The 25779-nt window shown below is 40.1% G+C and carries 20 protein-coding genes and 3 pseudogenes; 2 read left to right on the plus strand and 21 right to left on the minus strand.

Features of this window, described 5'->3' with window-relative positions:
- Nucleotides 1–24: 24 nt before the first annotated feature.
- The 5 genes from IC572_RS02950 to hopE all read right to left on the minus strand — a co-directional run bounded on the left by IC572_RS02950 (nucleotide 25) and on the right by hopE (nucleotide 5711).
- Nucleotides 25–2004, minus strand: coding sequence for a porin family protein (locus IC572_RS02950; RefSeq protein WP_187855015.1), 1980 nt, complete (start codon nucleotides 2002–2004; stop codon nucleotides 25–27).
- A gap of 272 nt (nucleotides 2005–2276) precedes the next feature.
- A complete protein-coding gene (locus tag IC572_RS02955; protein ID WP_187855016.1) occupies nucleotides 2277–3179 on the minus strand; it encodes an SAM hydrolase/SAM-dependent halogenase family protein in 903 nt (300 codons plus the stop codon).
- 240 nt (nucleotides 3180–3419) lie between these two features.
- Entirely contained in the window at nucleotides 3420–3764 is a 345-nt protein-coding gene (locus IC572_RS02960; RefSeq protein ID WP_079339575.1) for a hypothetical protein, read from the minus strand.
- 19 nt (nucleotides 3765–3783) lie between these two features.
- On the minus strand, nucleotides 3784–4710 hold the full coding sequence (gene rsmH / locus IC572_RS02965; protein WP_187855017.1) for a 16S rRNA (cytosine(1402)-N(4))-methyltransferase RsmH: 927 nt from the start codon (nucleotides 4708–4710) through the stop codon (nucleotides 3784–3786).
- A 179-nt stretch (nucleotides 4711–4889) separates the two neighbouring features.
- Nucleotides 4890–5711 carry a Hop family outer membrane protein HopE gene (gene hopE, locus IC572_RS02970; RefSeq protein ID WP_000395403.1) on the minus strand — a complete coding sequence of 274 codons (822 nt, stop codon included), beginning with the start codon at nucleotides 5709–5711 and terminating at the stop codon, nucleotides 4890–4892.
- 164 nt (nucleotides 5712–5875) lie between these two features.
- On the opposite strand from hopE, the gene uvrA reads away from it, so the two are divergent.
- Both uvrA and IC572_RS02980 read left to right on the plus strand, forming a co-directional pair.
- Nucleotides 5876–8701: an excinuclease ABC subunit UvrA gene (gene uvrA / locus IC572_RS02975; protein ID WP_187855018.1), complete on the plus strand. Its 2826-nt coding sequence runs from the start codon at nucleotides 5876–5878 to the stop codon at nucleotides 8699–8701.
- A gap of 137 nt (nucleotides 8702–8838) precedes the next feature.
- Complete coding sequence (locus IC572_RS02980; RefSeq protein ID WP_187855019.1) at nucleotides 8839–9000, plus strand: hypothetical protein; 162 nt, start codon at nucleotides 8839–8841, stop codon at nucleotides 8998–9000.
- Between the two features lie 373 nt (nucleotides 9001–9373).
- On the opposite strand, the gene IC572_RS02985 is transcribed toward IC572_RS02980, so the two are convergent.
- The 16 genes and pseudogenes from IC572_RS02985 to IC572_RS07990 all read right to left on the minus strand — a co-directional run.
- Entirely contained in the window at nucleotides 9374–10021 is a 648-nt protein-coding gene (locus tag IC572_RS02985; RefSeq protein ID WP_232263317.1) for a hypothetical protein, read from the minus strand.
- Nucleotides 10022–10041: 20 nt separating this feature from the next.
- Entirely contained in the window at nucleotides 10042–10194 is a 153-nt protein-coding gene (locus tag IC572_RS02990; protein WP_187855020.1) for a hypothetical protein, read from the minus strand.
- Nucleotides 10195–10364: 170 nt separating this feature from the next.
- Nucleotides 10365–11510 (minus strand): transcriptional activator FlgR, encoded by a 1146-nt coding sequence (flgR, locus tag IC572_RS02995; RefSeq protein ID WP_187855021.1) that lies wholly within the window; start codon nucleotides 11508–11510, stop codon nucleotides 10365–10367.
- Entirely contained in the window at nucleotides 11507–11980 is a 474-nt protein-coding gene (locus tag IC572_RS03000; protein ID WP_165524194.1) for a hypothetical protein, read from the minus strand. Before IC572_RS03000 ends, flgR begins: the two co-directional genes overlap by 4 nt.
- Nucleotides 11980–14463: a DNA topoisomerase (ATP-hydrolyzing) subunit A gene (gene gyrA, locus IC572_RS03005; RefSeq protein WP_187855022.1), complete on the minus strand. Its 2484-nt coding sequence runs from the start codon at nucleotides 14461–14463 to the stop codon at nucleotides 11980–11982. Before gyrA ends, IC572_RS03000 begins: the two co-directional genes overlap by 1 nt.
- 15 nt (nucleotides 14464–14478) lie before the next feature.
- On the minus strand, nucleotides 14479–14865 hold the full coding sequence (locus tag IC572_RS03010; protein WP_181232168.1) for a diacylglycerol kinase: 387 nt from the start codon (nucleotides 14863–14865) through the stop codon (nucleotides 14479–14481).
- Nucleotides 14858–15886, minus strand: coding sequence for a hypothetical protein (locus IC572_RS03015; RefSeq protein WP_187855023.1), 1029 nt, complete (start codon nucleotides 15884–15886; stop codon nucleotides 14858–14860). Before IC572_RS03015 ends, IC572_RS03010 begins: the two co-directional genes overlap by 8 nt.
- A 312-nt stretch (nucleotides 15887–16198) precedes the next feature.
- On the minus strand, nucleotides 16199–16699 hold the full coding sequence (locus IC572_RS03020) for an acetone carboxylase subunit gamma (protein ID WP_001885650.1): 501 nt from the start codon (nucleotides 16697–16699) through the stop codon (nucleotides 16199–16201).
- A 16-nt stretch (nucleotides 16700–16715) separates the two neighbouring features.
- A complete protein-coding gene (locus tag IC572_RS03025; protein WP_042630730.1) occupies nucleotides 16716–19013 on the minus strand; it encodes a hydantoinase B/oxoprolinase family protein in 2298 nt (765 codons plus the stop codon).
- 11 nt (nucleotides 19014–19024) lie between these two features.
- Nucleotides 19025–21165, minus strand: a pseudogene (locus tag IC572_RS03030) (hydantoinase/oxoprolinase family protein).
- Between the two features lie 233 nt (nucleotides 21166–21398).
- Nucleotides 21399–22409 carry a lipid A deacylase LpxR family protein gene (locus IC572_RS03035; RefSeq protein WP_187855024.1) on the minus strand — a complete coding sequence of 337 codons (1011 nt, stop codon included), beginning with the start codon at nucleotides 22407–22409 and terminating at the stop codon, nucleotides 21399–21401.
- A 126-nt stretch (nucleotides 22410–22535) separates the two neighbouring features.
- Nucleotides 22536–23900: a TIGR00366 family protein gene (locus IC572_RS03040; protein WP_187855025.1), complete on the minus strand. Its 1365-nt coding sequence runs from the start codon at nucleotides 23898–23900 to the stop codon at nucleotides 22536–22538.
- A gap of 19 nt (nucleotides 23901–23919) precedes the next feature.
- Nucleotides 23920–24543 (minus strand): 3-oxoacid CoA-transferase subunit B, encoded by a 624-nt coding sequence (locus tag IC572_RS03045; protein WP_187855026.1) that lies wholly within the window; start codon nucleotides 24541–24543, stop codon nucleotides 23920–23922.
- On the minus strand, nucleotides 24540–25238 hold the full coding sequence (locus tag IC572_RS03050) for a CoA transferase subunit A (RefSeq protein ID WP_041051366.1): 699 nt from the start codon (nucleotides 25236–25238) through the stop codon (nucleotides 24540–24542). Before IC572_RS03050 ends, IC572_RS03045 begins: the two co-directional genes overlap by 4 nt.
- A gap of 10 nt (nucleotides 25239–25248) precedes the next feature.
- Nucleotides 25249–25662: pseudogene (locus tag IC572_RS03055) on the minus strand (acetyl-CoA C-acyltransferase); the annotation flags it as partial.
- Nucleotides 25663–25709: 47 nt separating this feature from the next.
- A pseudogene (locus tag IC572_RS07990) lies at nucleotides 25710–25779 on the minus strand (RNA-guided endonuclease InsQ/TnpB family protein); the annotation flags it as partial.

Here is a 25779-nt window from a genome sequence, read left to right on the forward strand (position 1 = left end):
TTATTTCCATCAATTCATTTCATCTCAAAACACCCACCCGTAATTAAAAAACACTTTAAAATGGCTAGCCCCTTCATTGAAAACAAAAGAGTTGGTGTAATCGCTACCGCTAGAAACGACGCTAGCTTTTCTTTGGATTAAGGGGATGCTAATCCCTACAGAATATTTAGAATGCTTATAGCGGTAATTCAACCCAGTAGCCACATCTAAATTGCCGCTCCCTTTGACTTTGTTCAACACATAATAGCTGTTATACAAGCCCCTTAACCCACCAAAGATACCAAAAGAGGAAGAAAAGTTCTTTCTCGTTTGAACGCCTGTAGGGTTATTTTTATTAGAGTAAGTGGTGATGAAATCCAACAACAAATCTATCCCCCCACCATAGCTCAATTGCTGGAATTTTTGATTAAGGGCTTTAGAATAGTTGTATTTGATAATGCCATAATAAGCTAACCCTATGAAATCATTAAAGTAATTTTGATAGCCTATTTTAGCGTTAACCCCTAAAATAGGGCTTCTAAAACTCTGTGAAGCGCTTGAAAAATAGTGGTTGGTAACGCTAGAAGTGACAAAGGTTTTTTGAATGGTGCCAAGCATGGAATTGGCTAAATCTTGCGTGTTCAAACTAGCGTTTAGATTGTAGTTTGTTTGACTCCCCAAGTTAGCGTAGTTGATCGGTAAAGCGTTTTGATTGATGAGCTGCTGCCAAACCGCTGCCGTTACCCCTAGAAACCCAGCTGGGACATCCGCGCAATTGTGATAGATGGAATTAGGGTAGTTGCTAGGGAAAGCGCTCTGATTAGAACCCCCATAAAGCGAACACACATTATAGGGGAGGCCATCAGAATCTTTTGGCTTGCCATTATTATCCTTTTCCACTTGACCATTTTTCATCACCGGCACTCTTTGGTAAGTCATGTTCCCGTTATGAGTATAACCCTTAGTGTGGCTGAATTCATGCAAAATGGTTCTTAAATCCTCTAAATTGATGGTTTTAAGGTTATTGCCAAAGAGTTTTTTAGGATCTAAAGCAGAAGCCACTACCCCTAATTGGCCATAATGCTTACCATCATCGTTGTTGCTAGGGGTAATATCACTCCCAAGCCCTACAACCCCTGAATCCTTTAAAACAACCACATCAAGATCCGCTTTGTTTCTAAATTTATTGACAATGTCTTGTTTGTTTAACACATAACTTTTATTTTGAGAATTGACACGCCCATTTGTTCCGGGATTTACGCAATCATTCTCCTTACTCGTATCGCATTCCCCTCCTCCGCCTTTATTAGTGAATTCAAAAGGAGCGTTTAAGATCGCATCGCCCCAAGATTGGGAGTCTAAGACAGCGATCATGTTCAACATTAAATTGGTGAATTCTTCTGCGGTTTGTGGGGTGAAAGCTTCCCAATGGTTTTCGTGATCTTTAAATTTGTTTTCATTCCTATAATTTACGACCAAATCCGTCTTAATTTTATTGAGCGTTTCAAACACCCTCTGCGTGTTAGTATCAGAAATAGAAGTGCTAGTGGCTTCAATTTTTGGAAGAAATAAAGTATAGGGGTCAATTTTTAGACTATCAAATGCCTCTCCGGGCAAAATAATCTTAGAGTGTTTGGGGATAGTTTCTATCACCCCTAGATCGATCACATTGCCTTGAGCGTCTTTAAAACTAAGCTTCACATTGTTTAAATTATAAGGTAGGAAGTTTTCTATAGTTAATTGACCATTATACATATACAACACTCTAATGGGGGATAAAGATGAGAATTTCAATTTTGAAATCGCTTCAGTATTGGTAAATAAATTAGCCGCTCTTTTTAAAATCGTGTCTGTGGGTAAATAATTGTAAGTCGCGTAAGTGTTTTTTGTGGTGGTGTGTCTTTTTTCTTGCGTTTGCGTGCCTTCTAATAGCCCGGTTTCAAACCCGGCTTCTATGAAAAAGCCATTTTTCTCATTCGCTTCTAAAGCGCTGAATAATAAAAGTGGGATGAATAGTTTTTTCATGGTTATCCTTTGTTAGCTTATAGTGTCTTTATTATACAATTTAAGGGAATGGTTTGTTTATTTTATTGAAATTTAAAGCTTTTACAAGGGATTAGTGTTTCATATTGAAACAAAGTTTTAACAACGAGCGTTTGTTTTAGGGTTTATTTATCATTAATTAGGCTGTGTTGATAAAAACTTGACACTCAAAACCCTTAAAACCCCCTAGCAAAAACTTGCACATCTTTAGCGGTTAGGGCGTTTCACGCCCCTTAATTTTTCTAAACAGCGCTTTACTTAGCGCACTTCTTTATATCAATATTCCAATCAGCACCGGATTTGATTTGATGTTTTTGCGCAAAATTATCCCTATTCAGCGCTACGGAAACATTCAACAAGCTGTTTAGATAGACCAACGGCTGGCCTTTTAAAACACCGCCAAAGCTCGCGACATACGGCATTTTCCCTTCGTATTGTTTCTTAGAACCTTTAAAAATCGTTACACACAGCGTGTCATTGAGTTTGATTTTTGCTTGATTGAGTAATTTATCGCTGATATTGCTCCAAACATTGCCATATTGAATATCCAAAATCGGGATATTACCTTTCACCTCCCCTTTTGTGGCTTTCGCTTTTTGGTAAGGAATTTCAACGACTTTTGGGGGAAGCTCTGGCCCAACCTGCTCAAATGTGATCGCCCCAGAAGCTAGGCGTGCACCAGTATAGGCATACACATCACGGCCATGGAAAGTGTAGGATTTTTCAGAACCTTTCAAGCGGTTAGCTTTTTCGTCAATTTCACGCACGCTATCAATCCCCAAAGTTTGCGCCACCAAAGTCAGCGTGCCGTTATCCGGCGAGACGAAATACTGGCCGTTTTTAGTTTTCAATACCACCGATTTACGATTAGTGCCTACGCCCGGATCAACTACGCTCACAAATACCGAACCTTTTGGCCAATAACTAGCAGTCTGATACAAGCGGTAAGCACCCTCCCAGATGTTATACGGAGGGATTTCGTGCGTTAAATCAAAGATCTTAAGATTGGAATTAACGCTGAAAGCGACGCCTTTCATCGCCGAGACGGCCCCGTCTTTTAGGCTAAAATCGGTTTGTAAAATCAAAGCGTTACTCGCACAAACAGACGATAACCCTATGCACGCTGATAAAAACAACGCTGAAATCGTTTTTTTCATCTGTATTATTTCCTGAATAGCAAAAGTGGAGTGAAGCGTTTTCTCATGGTTACCCTTTGTTGGCTTAAAGTGTCTTTATTATACAATTTAAGGGGGTTGTTTGCTTGTTTTTCACAATTTAAAGTTTTTACAAGGGATTAAAATTTCATATTGAAACAAAATTTTAAAATAAGTCTTTATGTTAAAATAATTTAAAATGATTTACCGCTAATTAGGCTCTCTTAAGATAGGGGGTTTTATTTAAAACGCAATATCGCCAATATTTTCACTATTCTCTATATAGTATTTAAAACGCTCTTTTTCTAATTCGTTTTTTAGGATTTGTTGTTCTTCTAAAAGCAGGCGTTTTTGATCTTCTAGGGTGTTGATTTTACGGCTAATATAATAGATATTATTGCTTAAATAGATTTTAGGTGCTAATAAGGCTAAAAACGCGCCCCCAAAAACCAATACCCCTATTAAATTCATTAAAGAAAGACCATGCGAATTTTCATTTGCAGTTCCAGCAAACAATTCTTTCTTTTCGTCCTCTTCTATGCGCACAAAGCGTTCTTTTTCATTTGAAGAATGGTTTTTTATGCTCATGGCTTACTCATTGACTTGTTCATGGTTTGAATTTAAAAACCCTCATTTTAGCGCTTCGTGAACGCCTGTTGTTTTTAATTTCTTCTGGGCTTGGAGTGATGGGCTTTTTGGTTAAAATTTCGCCTAAAGCGTGATTGTTAGAGCAAGTGCATTTGAAACTTGAAGGATCACAAATGCAATTTTTAGCGTAATCTTTGAAAGCGTTTTTCACTAAAGCGTCTTCTAAAGAATGAAAAGAAATCACGCACAAAATCGCCCCCTTAAGGTTTCTAGCGCTTTGTAAAAATTCTTTTAACTCTTCTAATTCGTTATTGACTTCTATGCGAACAGCTTGAAACACCAAAGTCGCTGGATGGATTTTTTTATTTTTAGAAAGGGAGCTTAAAAACTCGCTCAAATCTTTAGCGTCTTTAAAGGGTTTTTTAGCGCGCCTTTCTGCAATTTTATGGGCGATTTTTTTGTATTCTTTGATTTCGCCATAGTCTCTAAAGATTTTTTCTAACGCTATTACAGGATAAGAGTTGATGACTTTTTGAGCGTTCAAATCGCTCTCTAAATCCATGCGCATATCCAAAGCGTGCGAGTGGAAATTAAACCCTCTGTTATCATCATCAAGCTGCAAGGAGCTCACCCCTAAATCCACTAAAACCCCCTTGATTCGATCGCCATGAATTTCTAGGGCTTCTTTAAAGCGTTTGGCAAACCCTCCGCTTAAGAGATTACAACGCCCTTCAAAGGCTTTCAATCGTTCTTTAGCGATTTCTTGAGCGAACTTATCCTTATCAATGCCAATGAGTTTCAGGTGCGGTTTTTGGGATAAAAGGGCTTTAGAATGCCCCCCTAACCCTAAAGTGCAATCAATCAAAACCCCTTCTTCTAAAGGCGTGAACGCTTGCAAAACTTCTTGCAACAAAACGCTTTGGTGCAGATTTTCTATTTCTTGCAAACAATCCCCTTAAAACCCCTAGATGAATTTTCCAAACGCCCACTCAATGGTATTGGTTTTGTTGGTTACGCTCAAAAGTTTCTTTATAATCAATCTCAGCTTTTCAAGATGCAAAAATCCAAACTAAAACCCTTTTTATAAGGACTAAAAAGGGCTTAAAGATACCCTTTTAAAAGGGTTTAAAAAGTGTAGTTATACCCTAAATAAAGCGAATAATCCCGTTTCAAATGGTAATAAAGATTAGTAGCGTTAGGACCCGCACTCAAAAACTTGTTGATGAGTAGCGGCACTCTCACGCCAAACTCTACGCCATTATGCTTGTAGATATTGGCTCTCACGCCAAAATTCAACCATACTTGAAAGGCGACGGTGGAAGTTTTGGTGCTATAAGGGGCGTTAGGGTTACAATAAGTAGGGGTGCAAACATCAGGACCCTTAGCTTCAATGATTTGCTCTTTCCAATAGTTTGCCGCTGAGCTTTTCCAAGTGTTACCACCGATAGCGACCCCACCAAAAATACCAAAAGAAGCGTTATCGTTATCAATAATATCAGCTAACAAATCGCTCCCCACACCCCAAGAAACCATATCCAACTGGATTTTATTGGGTGCATAAACTTGCTTGCCTAAAGTGGCATGCCCATAATCAAAAAGCCCATACACCCTAAAACCAAACCACTTGCTTGTCATATCAAAAGACTTGAACTGGAAGAACTTCTTATAACCCACATTCAACCCAAGACCATTCAAAGCCCCATTAGCGTATTTAGCATGCCAGTTGATATTAGTGTGTCCTGGATTATACTTATTAGCGGTAAGACCTGGGGGGCAACCTACAACACTCCCTGTACAATCCCCTGTGTTATAAATATTACTATTCAAACGGGCTTGTCCAAGCTGATAATTAGTCCCTATATAAACACCATCACCTTCGGCTAACAACGAAGAGCTTAAAACTGCGGATAGAAGCCCTAAAGCTACAAACTTTTTCATAAATTCCATTCCTTTACATTCCTATCTTTAAAATTGTCTCATAAAATAATAGCATGTTTATCCTTAATCAAGCAAATATTTTTAACTCTTATGAATAAGAAATGATAATAAAACCATTCTTTTTTGAAGTATAATAGCTCCTTTTAATCCATTTTCTTATTTTAAGGAAACTCTTGCAACATAAAACCATTATGGATAAGATCATTATTCAAGGGGCTAGGGAAAACAATCTCAAAAATATTTTTTTAGAAATCCCTAAAAACCAATTTATTGTTTTTACCGGATTAAGCGGTTCGGGTAAATCCACTCTGGCGTTTGACACTTTATACGCTGAAGGCCAAAGGCGTTATTTAGAGAGTTTGTCCAGCTATGCTAGGCAATTTTTAGACAAAGTGGGCAAGCCTAATGTGGATAAAATTGAAGGCCTAACCCCAGCGATCGCTATTGATCAAAAGACCACTTCTAAAAACCCTAGATCCACTGTGGGGACGATCACTGAGATTTATGATTATTTAAGGTTGCTGTTTGCAAGGGTTGGGGAGCAATTTTGCCCCACATGTTTAGAGCCTATCAGTTCTATGAGCGCGAGCGATATTATTTCTCAAATCTGTCATTTAGAAGAAAATTCTAAAATCATTATTCTCGCCCCCATTATTAAAGATAAAAAAGGTTCGTTTAACGATAAATTAGAAAGCTTGCGTTTGAAAGGGTATGTAAGGGCTTTTGTTGATGGGGTGATGGTGCGATTAGATGAAGAAATCCATTTGCACAAAACCAAAAAACACACCATTGAAGCGGTGGTGGATAGGGTAGTCATTAATAGCGAAAATGCTTCACGGATCGCTAGTGCAATAGAAAAAGCCCTTAAAGAAAGCTATGGGGAATTAGAAGTGGAAATCTTGCAAGAGAATGCGCCAAGCATAAGAAAGCATTACAGCGAGCATAAGGCATGCTTTAAGTGTAAGATGAGTTTTGAAGAATTAGAGCCTTTGAGTTTTTCCTTCAATTCGCCTAAAGGGGCGTGCGAAAGTTGCTTGGGTTTGGGGACAAAATTTAGCTTAGATATTAGTAAGATTTTAGATCCTAACACGCCTTTAAATCAAGGAGCGATTAAAGTGATTTTTGGGTATAACCGCAGTTATTACGCTCAAATGTTTGAAGGCTTTTGCGAATACAATGGCATTGACAGCACGCTTTGTTTTAATGAATTGAATAAAGAGCAACAAGACGCTCTTTTGTATGGGAATGGCACTGAAATCAGCTTTCATTTTAAAAACAGCCCCTTGAAACGCCCCTGGAAAGGCATTATCCAAATCGCTTATGACATGTTTAAAGAGCAAAAGGATTTGAGCGATTACATGAGCGAAAAAACCTGTTCTTCGTGTAATGGGCATCGTTTGAAAGCTTCCAGTTTGAGCGTTCAAGTCGCTGGCTTGAAAATAGCGGATTTTTTAACTAAGCCCATTGAAGAAGTCTATCACTTTTTTAATGATCCCACGCATTTTAGCTATCTTAACGAGCAAGAAAAAAAGATCGCTGAACCCATTTTAAAAGAGATTTTAGAAAGGGTGTTTTTTTTATACGATGTGGGGCTAGGGTATTTGACTTTAGGGAGGGATGCGCGAACGATTAGCGGAGGGGAGAGCCAAAGGATACGAATCGCTAGTCAAATCGGGAGTGGTTTGACAGGGGTTTTGTATGTTTTAGACGAGCCTAGCATTGGCTTGCATGAAAAAGACACGCTCAAACTCATCAACACCCTTAGGAATTTACAAAAAAAGGGGAACACGCTCATTGTCGTAGAGCATGATAAAGAGACGATTAAGCATGCGGATTTTGTTGTGGATATTGGGCCAAAGGCTGGAAGGCATGGGGGTGAAGTGGTTTTTAGCGGGAGCGTGAAAGAGTTATTGCAAAATAACCATTCTACCGCCTTGTATCTCAACGGCACTAAAAAGATTGAGCGCCCTAAATTTGAACCCCCTAAAGAAAAGCATTTTTTAGAAATTAAAAATGTCAATATCAATAACATTAAGAATTTGAGCGTTCAAATCCCCTTAAAACAATTGGTGTGCATTACGGGGGTGAGCGGGAGCGGGAAAAGCTCGCTGATTTTACAAACTCTTTTACCCACCGCTCAAACCCTTTTAAACCATGCTAAAAAAGCTCAAAGCTTGAATGGGGTAGAGATTGTAGGGTTGGAGCATTTGGATAAAGTGATTTATTTAGACCAAGCCCCCATAGGCAAAACCCCACGAAGCAACCCTGCCACTTACACAGGAGTGATGGATGAAATCAGGATTTTATTTGCCGAGCAAAAAGAAGCTAAAATTTTAGGCTATAGCGCGAGCCGTTTCAGCTTTAATGTTAAAGGGGGGCGGTGCGAGAAATGCCAAGGCGATGGGGACATTAAAATAGAAATGCATTTCTTGCCTGATGTGTTAGTCCAATGCGATAGCTGTAAGGGCGCTAAATACAACCCCCAAACTTTAGAAATCAAGGTGAAAGGCAAATCCATTGCCGATGTGTTGAACATGAGCGTAGAAGAGGCTTATGAATTTTTTGCTAAATTCCCTAAAATCGCCGTGAAGTTAAAAACGCTTATAGATGTGGGCTTAGGCTATATCACTTTAGGGCAAAACGCTACGACTTTAAGTGGGGGGGAGGCTCAAAGGATCAAATTAGCTAAAGAATTGAGTAAAAAAGACACAGGCAAAACCCTTTATATTTTAGATGAGCCCACCACCGGTTTGCATTTTGAAGACGTGAATCACCTTTTACAGGTTTTGCATTCTTTGGTGGCGTTAGGCAATTCCATGCTAGTGATTGAGCATAATTTAGACATTATCAAAAACGCTGACTACATTATAGACATGGGGCCTGATGGGGGGGATAAGGGAGGGAAAGTCATTGCGAGCGGCACGCCTTTAGAAGTGGCGCAAAATTGCGAAAAAACCCAAAGCTATACAGGAAAATTTTTAGCTTTGGAATTGAAATAGCTTGTGCATGGAGTTTGTTTGTTAAAACGATGTAGGGCTGAATAAAATAACAGACAGCCAAATATGAGAGAGCAGAAAAATTACAAAACTAGCGGCAATAATAGCCACTTGATCATGCAAGAGTTAGCAAAGAAGCCATGCCTTTAAAATCCTCGCATGAAAGTTTGAAAAATGAGAAAGCATTAAGGAAAATAGAAACCAAGCCGACACTCTCTAATCATCACAGAAACGACAATAGCGTTTCAAACCTTAGTGGGAATAATCCCACCACAAACGAATTTAAAACACAAGAGCCATAACGAATGAAGCAAGAAAGATGCACCATAGTTAAATCCATGCTAGAGATTATAAAAAGCTTGAAATAAGCAGGTTATCAACCATTAAAAATCGTGAGAGTGGACGCTATTATTTTCGTCATGTAACCCAAATTACAAGGGGTAGGGTTAAAAACCCCCTAAACTCACTATTTTTAGTCCCACACAAAAACTACTAATAAGGCTTTATTATCATTAAGTGTTAATCATAAATTATAAAAAATGCTAAAAAACATTTTTTATAATCAATAGTAAAGAGCTTGATTTTAATGGGGCGATAATTTTTGTAGCGCAATCTTAGGGGTTAAAAAATGACTTTTAATTTAAAAAAATAAGAAGATTAAGATCCAACAAGATTTTATTTATTATTGTTTTCTTTCCGCATGATAATCGCTTGAATGGGATCTTTGCCAAGGAGATTGCCAAACAAAGGCCCCCTCAACAACTCGTAAAACACCTTGCTTGTTATTTTAACGGCTGTCCTCTTTGAGTCTTTAAGGTATTTGGGGAATTGCATTTTAACTTCTCTATCAATCATAGACCCCCACTTTTTATAGCGGAATTTGATCGCAAATTCCGTTCCTTGTATCCGCTCTATTTTGCAACTCCTAAACCCAACCTCCAAATACTTCCTCACCAACCACTCAATATTGTAAGGCCCTCTGTCCAAAAAACGCCTGATATTTGCAGAATTAGCTTCATAATATATTGTAGGCTCGCCATTTTCAAGCAAATCAGCAAGAGTGGTGTTGTTATTATCAATCATAGGGGGCGCATAAAACCCTAAACACTCATCAACCCCTAATTTTTTAACGATAAGCAATCTGCAACTGATAAAATCACCATCCTTCTCGTTAAGAACATCAATGATTTTATAAGAGCTACCATACCCATAATAGATTGAGTTAGGTTTCTGCGGTTCCTTATTAGCCTTTAATCCATTAAATTCATCAAAAATACCCGCCATGAAATCATCATCATTTGCTAAAGCGGTCTTGCTACTCAATCTAACAATTTTTTCCTGACTCAATTGAACAATAACTTCATTATCTCTTTATCCGCTCCAACACCAATCACTCTATAGCCAAATCTATCCACTCTTTTACTCAATTTGTTACACAACAAACCATGTAATTCCTTGTTTTTTAATTTCTTAACCATAAAATCATCCGCTAACATAAAAACTCCCCATTAATTGAACCCTAATCTTTAAACCCCTTTAAGCAAAAATCCCAAATTAAGCGTTTCTGATAAATGCTTTTTCTAATAACTCCATGAAATTATAGCGTGATCACTAAAACCTATTAAACTTACATGGTTGCAGATGAATCATAAAGAAGCCCTACAAACTACCTTTCCAAAAACAAATCTTTCTCTTGGATTTCTGTTTCTTCGCTTAAAATCGCCGCTCTTTCCACAACACCTAAAAGCTCTCGCACATTCCCATGCCAAGAATATTCTAAAAGGCGTTTTGCGGCGTTTTTTGAAAAAGATTTTGGCCCCAAATGATACGCATCGCATACTTCTTTAAGCTTGATTTCAGCAATGGGCAAAATCTCTTCTACCCTCTCTCTTAAAGGCGCAATAGTTATAGGCACGATTTGCAAGCGGAAAAACAAATCTTCTCTAAATTCTTTTGAAGCGATTTTTTCTTTCATGTTAGCGTTGGTGGCAGAAATGAAACGAACATCAATTTTAACGCTCTTATTATCCCCAAGGCGTGTGATTTCTTTTTCTTGAACCACTCTTAAAAGCTTGCTTTGCAATTGAATGGGCATTTCAGCGATTTCATCTAAAAAGATCGTGCCTTTATTAGCGCTTTCAAAAAGCCCCATTTTCGGGGCTGTGGCGTCCGTGAAAGCCCCTTTTTGATACCCAAAAAGCTCGCTTTCTAATAAATGCTCTGGAATTGCGGACATGTTGATCGCTATAAAAGGGTGTTTGGAGCGTTGCGAATGCTGGTGGATAAAATGAGCAAAAACCTCCTTACCCACCCCGCTTTCGCCTAATAGCATGACATTAGCGTCCGTGCTTGCGACTTTTAAGGCCTGCCGTTTGTTCTCTTCTAAAGCTTTTGAAGTGGCTAAAAAGCTGTGTTTGTGTGGTTTTTTTAAAGGTTTTTCTAGAGGGTGTTTTTTTTGAAATTCTAAAACTTTTTTAGTGCGATAGATGGATTCTAAAAGCAATTCTGGTTTAAAAGGCTTTTGGAAAAAGTCTTTCACGCCTAAACGAATGGAATCAATGGCTTTATTCAAGGTCGCATTACCGGTAATCACAATGGATTCATACTTGCCCTCTAAAAGGCGTAAAAATTCTAAGCCGTCCATATGGGGCATGTTAATATCCGTGATGACTAAATCAAAGCTTTCATCTAACTTGGCTAAAGCGTCTTTAGGGTTTTTAAAGCTCACAATCTCTAAATCGTCCTGAAGCTCAAAAAAAAGCTCCAGGCTTTTACGCATGTTAATATCATCTTCTACGATAGCGATTTTCATTCTTCTTCCTTTCTAAAAATATCTAAAAACAGTGCATCTCCTACTAAACTCGCTCTAACGCTTAAGGCTTTGAGGTTAAGAATGCTTGTGGTAGTGGTGCCGTTTTTATAGCTATGATCATAATGCGTGATAGCGACTTGGCTTTTTAAAATGCAGTCTATGACTCGCTCTTTTTCTTTTTTCAACGCTATTTCTAAAAGGAAGCGTTCTAGTTTGGTTTGGAGCAAGGGGTTTTTCAAATCGGGTAAGTTGCTAGTAATAATAGAGCAATGATAGTCTAAAACATAGGGGGCTGTTTTGATGCGGCTAACGATAGGTTTAGAGACAGAATACTCTTCGCCCATCACTCTGGAATCAACGATTTTCAAGCGGTACGAAATTAAAAATTCTTGATCTTCTAGGGGGCTGAGAGCTTGCAAAGAAACCCCTAAAAAATAAAATAAAAAATAAAAGAATGAAAAGAAACGCATCACTCAAACAAATTTTGTGCTTGTGAGATTTCTAAATTTTCTGGCTCTTCTTCTTTAGGGCAAGAATTGACATACATGACTTTATCGGCGGTGTTTATGAGCTTTACCCCACTAGCGTTTCTTCCGGTTTCTCTAATGTCTTTAATGGAAACTCTAATCATTTTCGCGCTTGCAGTAAGGATCATCAAATCCAAGTTTTCATCATCCACGCTGATAACGCCCACTAGATTGCCGGTTTTTTGAGTGAGCTTCATGCCAATGACCCCCTTACCTCCACGAGATTGCTCTCTATACGCTTCGGCTAAAGTTTGCTTGCCAAGCCCGTTCTCGCTCACGCTCAAAAGCTTGTTGCCATCATCGCTAATGACGACCGCGCCGACAACAAAATCATTTTCATTCAGCTTAATCCCTCTAACCCCACGAGTAGTTCTTCCGATCTCGCGCACATCTTCTAAAGGGAATTTAATGAAAATGCCCAAATGCGATGCGATGAGCAAATGCTTAGCGTTTTTATCCACAATTTTTGCGCCCACTAATTCATCGCCTTCATCTAAAACAATCGCTCTGATACCACAACTCCTGTTGCTTTCAAATTCGCTCAAATTGGTGCGCTTCACCACGCCATTTTTCGTGAAGAAAGCTAAAGAGCGCTCATCGCTAAAGTCTTTGGTGCTTAGGGTTGCCATGATCTTTTCATCCGGAGCGAGCGAGATTAAATTCACAATGGCTTTACCCATAGCGATCCGGCTCGCTTCTGGGATTTTATAGACTTTCAAATGATACAATTGCCCCTTATTGGTAATAAAGAGCAAAATATCATGCGTGTTAGCCACAAAAAAGTTTTCAATGAAATCGTCTTCATAAGTGCTGCCTGAAAGCTTGCCTTTACCGCCACGATTTTGCTTTTCATAAGCTTTTAAATCCACTCTTTTCACATAGCCTTTATAGCTCATGCTCACCACCATAGGCTCATTAGCGATCAAATCTTCTGTGTCAATATTTTCATAAGATTCTTGAATTTCAGTGCGCCTTGGAGAAGAAAATTGCTCCTTGACTTCTAAAAGTTCTGTTTTGACGACTCCATTCAAGCGATCTTCGCTCTTTAAAATGCCATTGAGATCATCAATAAGCTCTAATAAGTTTTGGTATTCTTCTTTGATTTTATCTCTTTCAAGGCCTGTTAAGCGTTGCAAACGCATTTCTAAAATGGCTTTGCTTTGGATTTCGCTCAAAGTGAAACGCTCCATTAAGGCGTTTTTAGCCGCTTCTGGGCTTTGGCTTGTTTTAATGAGTCGCACGATTTCATCAATATTGTCTAATGCGATCAAATAGCCCTCTAAAATATGCGCTCTGGCCTTAGCCTTTTCCAATTCAAAAATCGTGCGTCTTATAATAATGGTTTTTCTGTGGTTTAAGAAAAGGCGCAACAACTCTAAAAGCGTGAAAATCTTAGGCTCTTTATTGTAAATAGCGAGTAAAATGATGCTAAAAGTGGTCTCCATGGTGGTGAGTTTGTAAAGGTGGTTTAAGACAATTTCACTCATCGCGTCTCTTTTTAATTCAATCACCACTCTAATGCCCTCTCTATCGCTCTCATCGCGCACTTCGCTAATGCCTTCAATTTGTTTTTCTCGCGCTAAATCGCTGATTTGTTCCACTAATTTGGCTTTATTGGTTTGAAAAGGCATTTCATCTAAAACGATGATTTCTTTATTTTTCGTCTTTTCCACATGCACTTTGGCCCGCACTTTCACGCGCCCTCGCCCCGTTTTATAGGCTTCAACAATACCCGCCTTGCCATAAATGATCCCACCAGTGGGAAAGTCAGGCCCTTTAACAAATTCCAAAATTTCATCTAATGCAGCGTTAGGGTTTTCTAAGACATGCGCTAAAGCGTCTATGATTTCATCAATTCTGTGGGGGGGGATAGAAGTCGCCATCCCTACGGCGATCCCATTAGCCCCATTGACTAAAAGGTTAGGCAGACGGCTTGGTAAAATATCTGGCTCTTTTAAGGTGTCATCGTAATTAGGCACAAAATCAATGGTGTCCTTATCAATATCCCTTAAAATTTCTTCACTCGCCTTAGTCATTCTGGCTTCAGTGTAACGCATCGCTGCAGCGTTATCGCCATCAATAGAGCCAAAGTTGCCCTGCCCATCCACTAATTCCAAACGCATAGAAAAATCTTGCGCCATTCTCACTAGCGCATCATAAACCGCGTTATCGCCATGGGGGTGGTATTTACCAATCACATCACCCACGATCCTAGCACTTTTTTTATAAGCGACTTTGGAAGTAAGGCCTAATTCATGCATCGCATACAAAATACGCCTATGCACAGGCTTTAAGCCATCTCTAGCGTCCGGTAAAGCGCGCCCTATGATCACGCTCATGGAATAGGCTAAATAGCTCTCTTCAATAGAAGAATCAATCCCCACTTCTACAATATTTTTTGTTTCATTGACTAAATTATCTTGCATGTGTCTCCCTAAAATTTAATTAAAATAAAGCGTTAAAAGATAACGCCCCCAAATAAAAGCCCAAAAAATAAGCCCTATCAGTTGGGCTGAACTGGCCATGTCTTTAGCCTTTTTGGCTAATGGGTGGAACTCTTTGCTGGTAAAATCCACAGCCTTTTCAATGGAGCTATTGATGAGTTCAATCACCACCGATAAAAAGCAAGGTAAGATCAATAGTCCCCATTCTAAAAAATCTTTGGCTAAATAGCTCGCTAGAACGATGCAAAAAAGAGCCAAAATGACAATTTGCCTGAACGCGCTCTCTTCAGCCCACGCGCATTTAAGCCCGTCTTTAGAATAAAAAAGGGCTTTAAAAAGGCGTTTAAACCCTTTAGCTTTGGGGGGGACTTTGAAATCACTCATGGCTTATTTTGTAGGATTGAAAGAAATTCATGCTAAGGCTTTCCAACAAGGCGTTAAAAGTCAGCTTGGCGTTGTCTTTAGCTTGGGCGTTAAGAGCGATCTGAGATCGTTTGTCTTTAGCCATAGAAACAAAGGCTTGCAACAACCCTTTAAAATTCTGTTGGAGCGCGGTATCGTCTTTAAAATGGGATTGGAACAAGGCCATAAAATATTTTTCTAAAGAAGCTAACGCGCTTTCATAAGAGACGCTAGGGGTTTGAGAACGCAAACTAAAATAAGGGGAAAAAAAGCCCAAACTCTCTTTATTTTGTTGATAAAAGGACTCTAAAACATTTTTAAAATGGCGCGCTTGGATAGAAACGCTCAACTTTGGCGCTAAAAAACGCAGTTTGTCTTGCAACTCTTCTATGGCTTTAGCGTCTTTAGAACTCAAGGTTTTAAAAATATTTTTAAGGGAGAGATTTTCTTGCGCTTCCATTAAACCCTCTTGAAAAAAAGTGTAAGCAAGGATATTTTCCGCATTAGTCAAATCGCATTTTAAGTTGTCGTTTAAGGTTTTTTCATCTAAAGCGTTGAATGCTAAAGAGCAATTCAAGCGCGTGGGTTTCATTTTTTCTAATAAGGTATTCAAATCTTTTAGGGGGATTTGGCTGATTTTTTGCTGAATATCTTGTTCTAAAATAGGGGATTTGATTTGAGAGCTGATAGAAAGGATAAGAGAGCTTTTGTCTAAAGAATGGAGCTTGATATTTAAATTTTTAAAATCTACAATAGGGGAGTTTTGAGGATCTAAAAAACTGATCTCTTTAGAAGTGCATGCAATTTTAAAAAACCCTTCGCATTCAAAAGGAGCGCCCACAATCCCCATGCCCTTAATATGGGGGCGTCGATCCAAATAAGCGTTAAGATAAGCGGTTAAAGATTTTTTAACCGACATGCTAGTGAAGAATATAAACACCCCTAAAAGCACGCAAATTAAAGCCCCAATAACCACCATCCAAGACATGAATTTTTTAGTCAAAAACACCCTTTATTTTATTGAAAGCATAGTGATAGAACCCATAAAATACATTTTCTTATTTTTGGGATAGAAAATATCGTGTTTGTTAGGGCAAAAAAGTCGTTAATGGTGCCTTGTGTTACTTTCATAGCTTTTCCTTTTAGGTGGATTAAGATTATACCGAGTATTAAATCAAAAAAAAAGAAAAAAGCTTAAATTTTTTAATTTGCAGCTAAATTTGTTAGGATTGAAGAAAATTTGCTTGAGTTAAATCAACCCAAGCTTTTAGCGCCAAGAGGCATAAAGCCTCTTCATAAAAAGGATCGATCGGTTTTAGCGTCTTTCTGGGGGCTGTATGCCTAGCCAATCTTTATAAAACACCTCTATATCAGGCTCAAAATCATGGATCACAGGATACCAAGGAGTTGGGGCTTCAACATCTAAAAGGATGCCGCAATCCGGGCAAATATACTCCCGATACACTTGCCAGTTGGTATCACTGGCTAAGAGTTTAGGATACACCTCTTCCATTTTTTCTGCTGTATCGCGCACATAGATGTTTGCATGCAATTTCCAATTCTCCTCTGGAGCGCAAAACGCATGACCGCATGAACACTTAATCACCCACTTCTTTTGAGGATCTTGCACCACAAACAAATGCGGCCCCAAGGGTAAGACGATTTTATCATCAAAATCTACCTTATCTTGCAACACCTTCAAATACATTTGGAACCTTTCATGATCTTTAGGCATGCTCAGCATTTTTAAGACAGTGTTCCAATCCAAGTTCCCCTCTACCAAATTTTTAATTTGTTCTTGTGTGTATTTTGACATGACCATTCTCCTTTCTTTATTTCTCATCAACCAACAGAACTGTGCGCACATCAGGCAATTTGCTCAAATCCATCCTGTATTTAGATCCATAGGTGAATACGCCAAGCTCATCTTCTTTCACGCTCCAGCTCTTTGGCAAGTTCCAGAATGTTTTAAAATCATTCAAAAACTTAGGCGAGAGATCAAAGCTAGTCGCATACATGTGCTTAACTTGTTTGGAAGCCTCTTTTTCAAGGATAGCGTTCCTTTCTTGCTCCATCCATTCTTTTACAGGGATGGATCTAGCCTTTCTGTTTTCAAGAATTTCTTTTCTTCTGGCTTTCGTTTTGGCTTCATCTCCTACCCAAATGCCGTCTTTATTTTGACTCACCACTGCACCATAAACCTTGTAAGCGTATTCTGGCAATAGCTGTTTGCTGTTGAGATCTTCTAAAATCGCGTTCAAATCCCTTTCAATCGGATCGCCAAATCCAGGACCGCCTTTGATGTAGTTCAAATACAAGTCGTAATTGTCAAAGCAATTTTCGGTGGTGATGCATTGCTTATCCCTTTTGACTTGAGACGCATGAGAAATGTGCTTTTCATAATCGCGATCAGTTGGGTTAAAATCGCCCCCCAAAGGCAAGCTAGCGTTATTTTTAATCCTGTTTTTTAAATCGGTGTTGTGCGCTTCAAATCTATAGCCACTGGCCGCTGGATAGCCTCCCATCATACCCCAATCGCTATTCATATAGCCATTACCCATAAAAAACATGGTCCAATCATGCGCACCCCACACCATTCTTAAGGTTTCAAACCCGTTACCGCCTCGATATTTCCCATACCCACCGGTATTGGCTTTGACATTCCTGCCTAAATAAAGAAGAGGCTCTGCCATTTCCCAAATTTCAACATCGCCCATATCGCCTTCTGGATTCCAAATAGCCGCTGCGTGATTTAGGCCGTCTTTTATCGCGCAAGCTCCAGTCCCACAAGAACTCGTCTCAAAGCTATTCACCGCATGGATTTCTCCATCCTGGTTGATACCACCGCCTTGCAACCAATTGGAAGTGTTAGCGTTCCCAGAATTGACCTCTTCTAAATACCCTCGGCTGTAATACGCTTGAGACAAACCTCTCCACAAAGCACTCCAGCCTGATACCAAGAAATGCCACGCATAAGCATGCCCGGTGCGCCTGTCATCTGGATTCATCCAAGTCCCTTTTTTGAGTCTGAATTGAGTGGCGAAATAAGCGCCATCATTGATGCGAGAAGTGGGTATCAGCGTTTGAGTCATCATCACCCAAATACCGCTAGTGAAAGACACTTGATTGCAATTGAAAGAGTGCCATCCCCACCTAGACGCGCCATCAAAATCCAATTTCCATGTAGCGTCTTTATTGATAGTGATTTCCACAGGAGAGTGCATGATCGTGTCTAGCTTAGCAAATTCAGAGCACACGCCAATATCTTTATGTGCATAAGGCACATCCACAAACGCTACCTTTCTATACTTGCCTGGTATGGTCATGGATTTGATCCTAGAGATAAGGCCTCTCCTCCCCTCTTCAATCACCTCGTCAATAAATCGCATGTAAGAATCAATGCCGTCTTCTTTAATGACTTCCATCACTAAATCCCTAATCATATGGCACCCAGCAATCCTAGTCCTTTCATCCAAAATCCAATATTTAGGCGTTCTTACCGATCTTTGAGATTCATGCAACCAATCTTTAAAGCTCTCATCATTCGCCCCTGTCTTACGGCAAGTGATCATGTATCCATCCCCAAATCTTTGAACCTGCCCGGTGCTCATCGATCCTGGAGTAACCGACCCAGTATCAATCACATGCGTAACACCGCCTACCCACCCAATCAATTTTTCATCGTGGAAAATAGGCACAAGAGTCATAATATCGCATGGGTGCACATTCCCAATCGCGCAGTCGTTATTGGTGAAAATATCCTTGTCATTGATGCCTGGGTTGTCTTCCCAATTATTCTCTACCATGTATTTGATAGCTGATCCCATAGTGCCTACATGGATAATGATACCCGTAGAAGTCAGCACGCTATCGCCCACGGCGTTATAAAGCGTGAAGCACAATTCCCCCTCTTGCTCAACAATAGGGCTTGCCGCAATCCTTTTAGCTGTTTCTCTGGCATGCACGATACCGCCTCTTAATTTAGAGAACATCTTCTCATAACCGATCGGATCTCTTTCTTTAAACTCTAGTTTTTTGAGACCATTATAATGCCCTGTTTTTTCTGTCCTGGCTAGGATTTCATCTCTAGCTTGTTTTAAAGTTTTGCCGTTTTTCAATAAATTTGCCATTTTGAACTCCTTTATTTAATTTCCTTCAAGTGGAACAATCGGTGTTTGTCTAGTCTTGTCGCAAAGCCCTTGGGTATCACGAAAGTGGTCGCATCTGATTCCACGATCGCAGGCCCTATGACTTCATTTCCAGGCAATAATTTTTCCATTTGCCACACATCTGCATCCACCCATTTTTTATGCCGATAGAATTTTCTAACGCCTATTTTGGCTTCTTTTGGAGGCGTAGCGCCATGCTCTTTTTCAACCGGAATCACAGGTTTTTGCGTAGCCACAACACCACGCATGATCACGCCGGTCACGCTAAAACCAAGCTCTGGAGAACACGCTGATTCAGAATAAACACGAGCGTAGGTTTTTTCATATTCTTTGACAATCTCTTCCCAATCAGCCACGCTTGCAGCTTTTGATACAGGAGAAGTGATCTCTAAGTCATTCAATTGCCCCATATACTGCATCCTGTATCCAGGTCTTAAAATCACATCTTTTTCAGAGAATCCATTGATTTTGAACTCTTCAATCACTTTAAGGGTCAATTCATCCCATGCGTCTTGAATGATTTTGCATGCTTCTATTTTGGACTTGTCTGAAGAATACTGCGGAATGGCAATATCCACGCTTTTGTCGTATCTGTATTCAAAATCAGCGCAAGCGCAACCAAAAGCACTAAATCCAGCCGCCCACGCAGGCACTACCACATCCTTAAACCCTAAGCCTTCTGTATAGCCATAGGTATGCACAGGCCCCGCGCCACCATATGAAAAGCACACAAAATCAGACGGGCTATACCCTTTAGCACTAATGTTGGATCGCAAGTATTCTTTAAGATCCAAATCAAGCAACTCAATCACACCCGCAGCCGCATCTTCTACGCTAATGCCTAGCGGATCAGCGATTTGTTCTTTAATGTGTTTTTTAGCCCTATCCACATCTAATTTGATCAAACCGCCTAAGAAATTATCTGGGTTCAAATAGCCTAAAACAATATGGCAATCGGTTACTGAAACTGTGTCTAATCCGCTGTCTTTCCAACAAGTGCCAACTCTATACCCCGCGCTGTCAGGCCCTAGTTTGACCGATTGGCTGTACGGATCAATGCGCACAAAACTCCCAGCACCTGCACCAACGGAATCCATAGCCACAAGCGGTAGAGATAAAACAAGGCGCGCCATATCAGGGTCAGAAGCGATGTTAAAATTGCTCTTAACGATAAGCGCCATATCAAAGCTCGTGCCGCCAATATCGCTGCATGCAATATTGTCATAACCCAGCGTTTCGCCTAGCAATTTAGATCCAATCACGCCTCCAATAGGGCCGCTCACAATAGTCCTAGCGAGCTCTTTAGCTTTCCAGCTAATGGTGCCTCCATGCGTTGCCATCACACGAAGATCAAATTTAGCGCCATGCTCTTTGAAGCGGTTGCTGACTTTAGAGAGGGTTTGCCTGCTTGGCTCAGCCGCATAAGCTTCTAAGATAGTGGTGTTCATTCTGTGGCTTTCTTTTCTTTGAGGGTAGTAATCCACAGAAGCGAACACAGGAATATTTTTACCCAATTTTTCAATTTCTTTTAACGCTATATCTCTAACGATCCGCTCGCTTTCAGCGTTTTTATGAGATTGCAACAAGCAAATCACAATGGCCTTTGCGCCTGCTTCTAAAAGCTCCTTAACAGCGATTTTAACCTCTTCTTGGCACACTGGGATAACCACTTGCCCCTTGACATCGGTTCTTTCTGTAACGCCTCTAATCCTTTTTAAAGGAATCAGTGGATCATCATACTTGTGCGTGTTGATATGCAGTCTTTCTTCTAGCGCATACCCCAAGTAGGATTGCAACGCTCTGCCCATAGAATGCATTTGCTCAAAACCCTTATTGCAAATTAGGCCCACTTCCATCCCGCGCCTTTGAACGACCCGATTGAGCATCGCCGTGCCAGAATACACGCAAGTGACCAACTCTGGATAAACCTTACTGACATCCGATTTCCAATGCGATAAAGCGTCTTGTGAGCTATTATAAATAGCTAAACTCTCATCTTCTGGGTTGCTTTGGGCTTACCGACGACGAAACTGCCATTTTCTTTCACAAAAAATGTGTCCGTCATGGTGCCACCGGCATCAATACCCATCACCTGAACTCTTGCGTCTTTCATTTTTTAGACTCCTTGTATTAAAGTGTTGCTCAAGGCAACCTATTAGAAGTATAAGGCTGATTTTTAAATGGAAATCGTTTATTTCAAAGTTGTTTGTAATAAGGGAAAATTTGGTGCAATAAAGTGAAAAGTAGTAACAAATTCATTCAAAACGCTACTGATATTCATCTTAAATTACCCAAAAATATCATATAAATATCATATAGGAAGAAAAATATTAAACTGATATTAAATCAAAAGGCGAAATTCAATTCTAAAGTGCCGATTTGATGGTGCTTAGGTTGGGATTGAAAGGTTTTACTAATATCAGTGATCGTAAAAGCCACCCTGAGGCTACGCCACATCATAGCCGCTCCTATTTCACTGGCATAAACAAAGTATTCCAAATTAGCGATCCCTCTAGTCTCAGTGCTATTGCCTTGAATGAAGATGTTAAGGGGTTGGAAGCGCCCAAAAGCCCCTACAAAAAAATAGATAGAAAACTTATCGCTATAAGGCATGCCCCCATCAAAAGCGGTATTGACCTTATTGACACCATAATCAGCGTCCAAGTTATACCCAGCCCTAAAGAGCGAGCCGAGTTGGAAATAATCTCTCGCATTACCCAATTCCACATTAAACCCAGGCATTAACTCCATAGAAAAAAAACGAGTTTTTAAAAGGGGGACTTTTTTGAGCAATTGGTAGTGCAATTCAAAGATAAATTCGTTTTTGAGCTGCGTGTTCCAGCCATAAAATTGGGGGTCATGACCCCATTTATGAATAAGACGCTGTGTTTGAGCGGCCAAAGAATCTTGCCCTGTCGTGCCTAAAGAAAGCGTGAATAATTCCATAAAAGTTTGATGGCGGTTATACACATTCAAATTCACCCGTAAATACCCCCCATAAGGGTGGTTGTCATGCAAATGCACCAGTTTTCTGTTTTTAAGTGAGGGGGTATACATGTCTTGAGCGAGAGAAATACCAAAACGAGTAACCCTAGGGCTTTTATTGAAAAAACCTAAATACGAAGACCATTTCATCGCTTTATTTTTAGAAAAATCAAACTCTTTAGTAGAAAAGCCTATTTGATTGCCTGCCGTGTAATACTCATCAATGTAAGGATTGATATAACCATCATTTTCAGTCATCAAATTGATAGAATAGCGTTTAGAGGGCGTTAATGGGGTTGAAGGGGTGGGAATAATCTCTTTTGCCCATGCAAATATTCCTAATGATAAACATAAAATAAATTTGAAAAACAAAACACTTCCTTAGGTTATTATGGGGTTGGTTATTGTAACGAAATAAGGCTTAATTACAAGAGCGTTTAAAGGGTAAAAGAGAAAACTTTACCCATTGAAAAGAGCATGGTTTATAGGCATAAAAACTCACACTAAAAAATAAAACACCCCACACACGACTAAGCCTACAAAAATTAAAGTCAAAACGCAATAGCCCATAATATCTTTAGCGCCCAAACCCGCAATGGCTAAAGCGGGCAAAGCCCAAAAAGGCTGTATCATATTCGTCCAAGCGTCTCCCCAAGCGATAGCCATAGAAACCACGCCCGGATCCACCCCCAAGCTTTGCCCAGCCGGAAGCATGATAGGAGCTTGAATCGCCCATTGCCCTCCGCCAGACGGGATGAAAATATTGACAATCCCAGCGCTTAAAAAAGTCATGAGCGCGAAAGTTTTTTCATTAGCGATGTGCGTGAAGGCTAAAGAAAGCATTTGCGCTAAAGAATGACCCCCCACGCTATGGCTTGCCATCATTCCCATAATCCCGGCATAAAAAGGGAATTGCAATAAAATCCCAGCCACGCTCCTAGCGGAACGATCGATCGCTTTCACATAAGCTAAAGGGGTTTTATGGAGCAAAATCCCTAAAAAAAGGAAAATCGTATTGACAATGTTTAAACCAAGCCCTCCCCCTTTAAAAAAATAAATACCCAAATATCCAAAACCCAAAAAAACCAAAAGATAAGAAAGCAAAGCGCTGTTTTCTAAAAAATGCGCGATCGTTTTGTCTTTTTGATGATCAATGAGTTCTGTTTCTTTGTATTCGTCTTTTAAAAGCTTTGTGTCAATTTCAACAATTTCCTCTTTTTTAGGGTGGATCATTGCCATTAAAAAGGGTAACCCTATAAGAATGATCCCTATAATGATTAAATTATAGGCAGAAAAAATCGTCTGACTGATAGGAATGGCTTTTTCAATCACCCCAGCACTTATTTTGGACAGATTTTCATTTTGGGTGGCAACGCTTAAAGGGATAGAGCCTGATAAGCCCCCATGCCAGATGACAAAACCCGAATAAGCGCTAGCAATGAGCAGCCTGTAATCCACCCCTTTAACATTTTTGGCGATCTCTTTTGCAAAAATCGCGCTGATCACCAAGCCAAAACCCCAGTTGATCCAATTAGCAATTAACGATAAAAAAGTAACCAACCATAAAGCCGTGTAATACCCTTTAGGCAAAGACGCTAAGTATTTTAAAAGTTTTTGGACTAATTGAGCGCTAGCTAGAGCCTGACCCAACACCAAAATAAGAGCCATTTGCATAGAAAAACCTAAAAGCGTCCAAGCACCATTCCCCCAACTAGAAATGACAGACGAAGCGTCTTGCCCTGTCAAGCAATAAACAAGAACAAACACGACAAACGATAAAAGAGCGACCAAAACAAAGGAATCCGGCAAACATTTAGACGCTAAAAACACGCACGCTGAAGTCAAATGCCTTAATAAAAACATAAACACCCCCTTTTATAAGCTATAGATGCACTTCAAATTCAGCTTCTGTTTTTTCTTTCACTTGATCAAGGCTGACACTCTCTTGCAATTCCACTAATTTCATGGCGTTATTGGAAAACTCAAACACCGCTAAATCCGTTATCAATTGATGCACCACGCCCTTTCCCGTTAAGGGCAATGAGCATTCCTTTTTCACTTTAGACTCCCCGTATTTGTTGCAATGCTCCATGATGACAATCACTTTTTTAGCGCCATGCACCAAATCCATAGCCCCTCCCATGCCCTTTATGAGCTTTTTAGGGATCATCCAATTAGCCAAATCCCCATTTTGTGAGACTTCCATCCCCCCTAAAATTGCTAAATCAATATGCCCCCCACGAATCATCGCAAACGAATCCGTGCTATTGAAAAACGAAGCGCCCGGCACCACGGTTACGGTTTCCTTTCCTGCGTTAATGAGATCCGCATCAACGCTCCCCTCTAAAGGGTAAGGGCCAATCCCTAATAGCCCGTTCTCGCTTTGGAAAACGATATTCATCCCGCTCACTTCATTAGCCACCAGCGTGGGCAAGCCTATTCCTAAATTCACATACATGCCCTCTTTTAATTCCTTTGCCGCTCTTTTAATGATAGCCTCTCTCATTTCGCGCTCCTTGTGGTGGTTTTTTCTATCCGTTTTTCAAATTTCTCGCCCTTATAGATGTGTTGCACATAGATTCCTGGCAAGTGTATTTCATCTGGGTCTAATTCCCCGGCTGGGACAATTTCTTCCACTTCAGCAACGCATATTTTTGACGCCATCGCGCACAAGGGATTGAAATTTCTGGCCGTTTTTCTGAACACCAAATTCCCTAAAGTGTCGCTTTTATAGGCTTTGATAAGCCCATAATCGCCTGTGATCGCTCTTTCTAAAATATACTCTTTGCCGTTAAATTCCCTTGATTCCTTGCCTTGAGCGATCAAAGTCCCAACACCGGTTGGGGTGTAATAAGCGGGTATCCCAGCCCCTCCAGCGCGCAAGTTTTCAGCGAGCGTGCCTTGCGGTGTCAAAACGACTTCAATTTCTCCGTTCAGCATTTGCGATTCAAAAATCTTATTCTCTCCCACATACGAAGCGATAATCTTTTTAATCTGCTTTTTTTCTAAAAGAATACCCAACCCAAAGTCATCAACGCCGCAATTATTGCTCACGACAACCAAATCCTTGATGCCTTTCTTATAAATGTAATCAATGGCGTATTCGGGTATCCCGCACAGCCCAAAACCGCCCACTAAAATAGTGTCCCCGTCTTTTAACCCGCTCAACGCTTTGTCTAAATCGGTTATAACTTTGTTCATCTCATTCTCCTTATTTTTGTTCCACTACCACAGAAAGACCTTGTCCGCCGCCCACACACAATGACGCGCAACCCACGCCATGACCGCTCCTCTTCATTTCATGCAATAAAGTGACTAAAATTCTAGCGCCGCTCGCGCCAATAGGGTGGCCAATCGCTATCGCGCCTCCATTCACATTCACGATATTAGGGTTTAATTCAAGCTCTTTTAACACGGCTAGGCTTTGTGCAGCGAAGGCTTCATTGAGTTCAAAAAGATTGATGTCGTTGAGATTCATTTTGACATTTTTAAGGTTGTTTTTAATCGCAATACTAGGGCATATACCCATTATATCCGGACTGCAACCACCCAAACCAAACCCCTTAATAGTTGCCATGGTTTTTAACCCCAATGCTTGCGCTTTTTTAGCACTACGTGAAACCACCCCTTGCTAAAGCAAGGAGCTTCCTAACTAAAGCGCCCTAATGGACACTAACACGAAAGGCTTTGTTCTTTAAAGTCTGCATGGATATTTCCTACCCCAAAAAGACTTAACCCTTTG

The sequence above is a fragment of the Helicobacter pylori genome (genome assembly GCF_014496485.1).
Lineage (GTDB): Bacteria > Campylobacterota > Campylobacteria > Campylobacterales > Helicobacteraceae > Helicobacter > Helicobacter pylori_DD.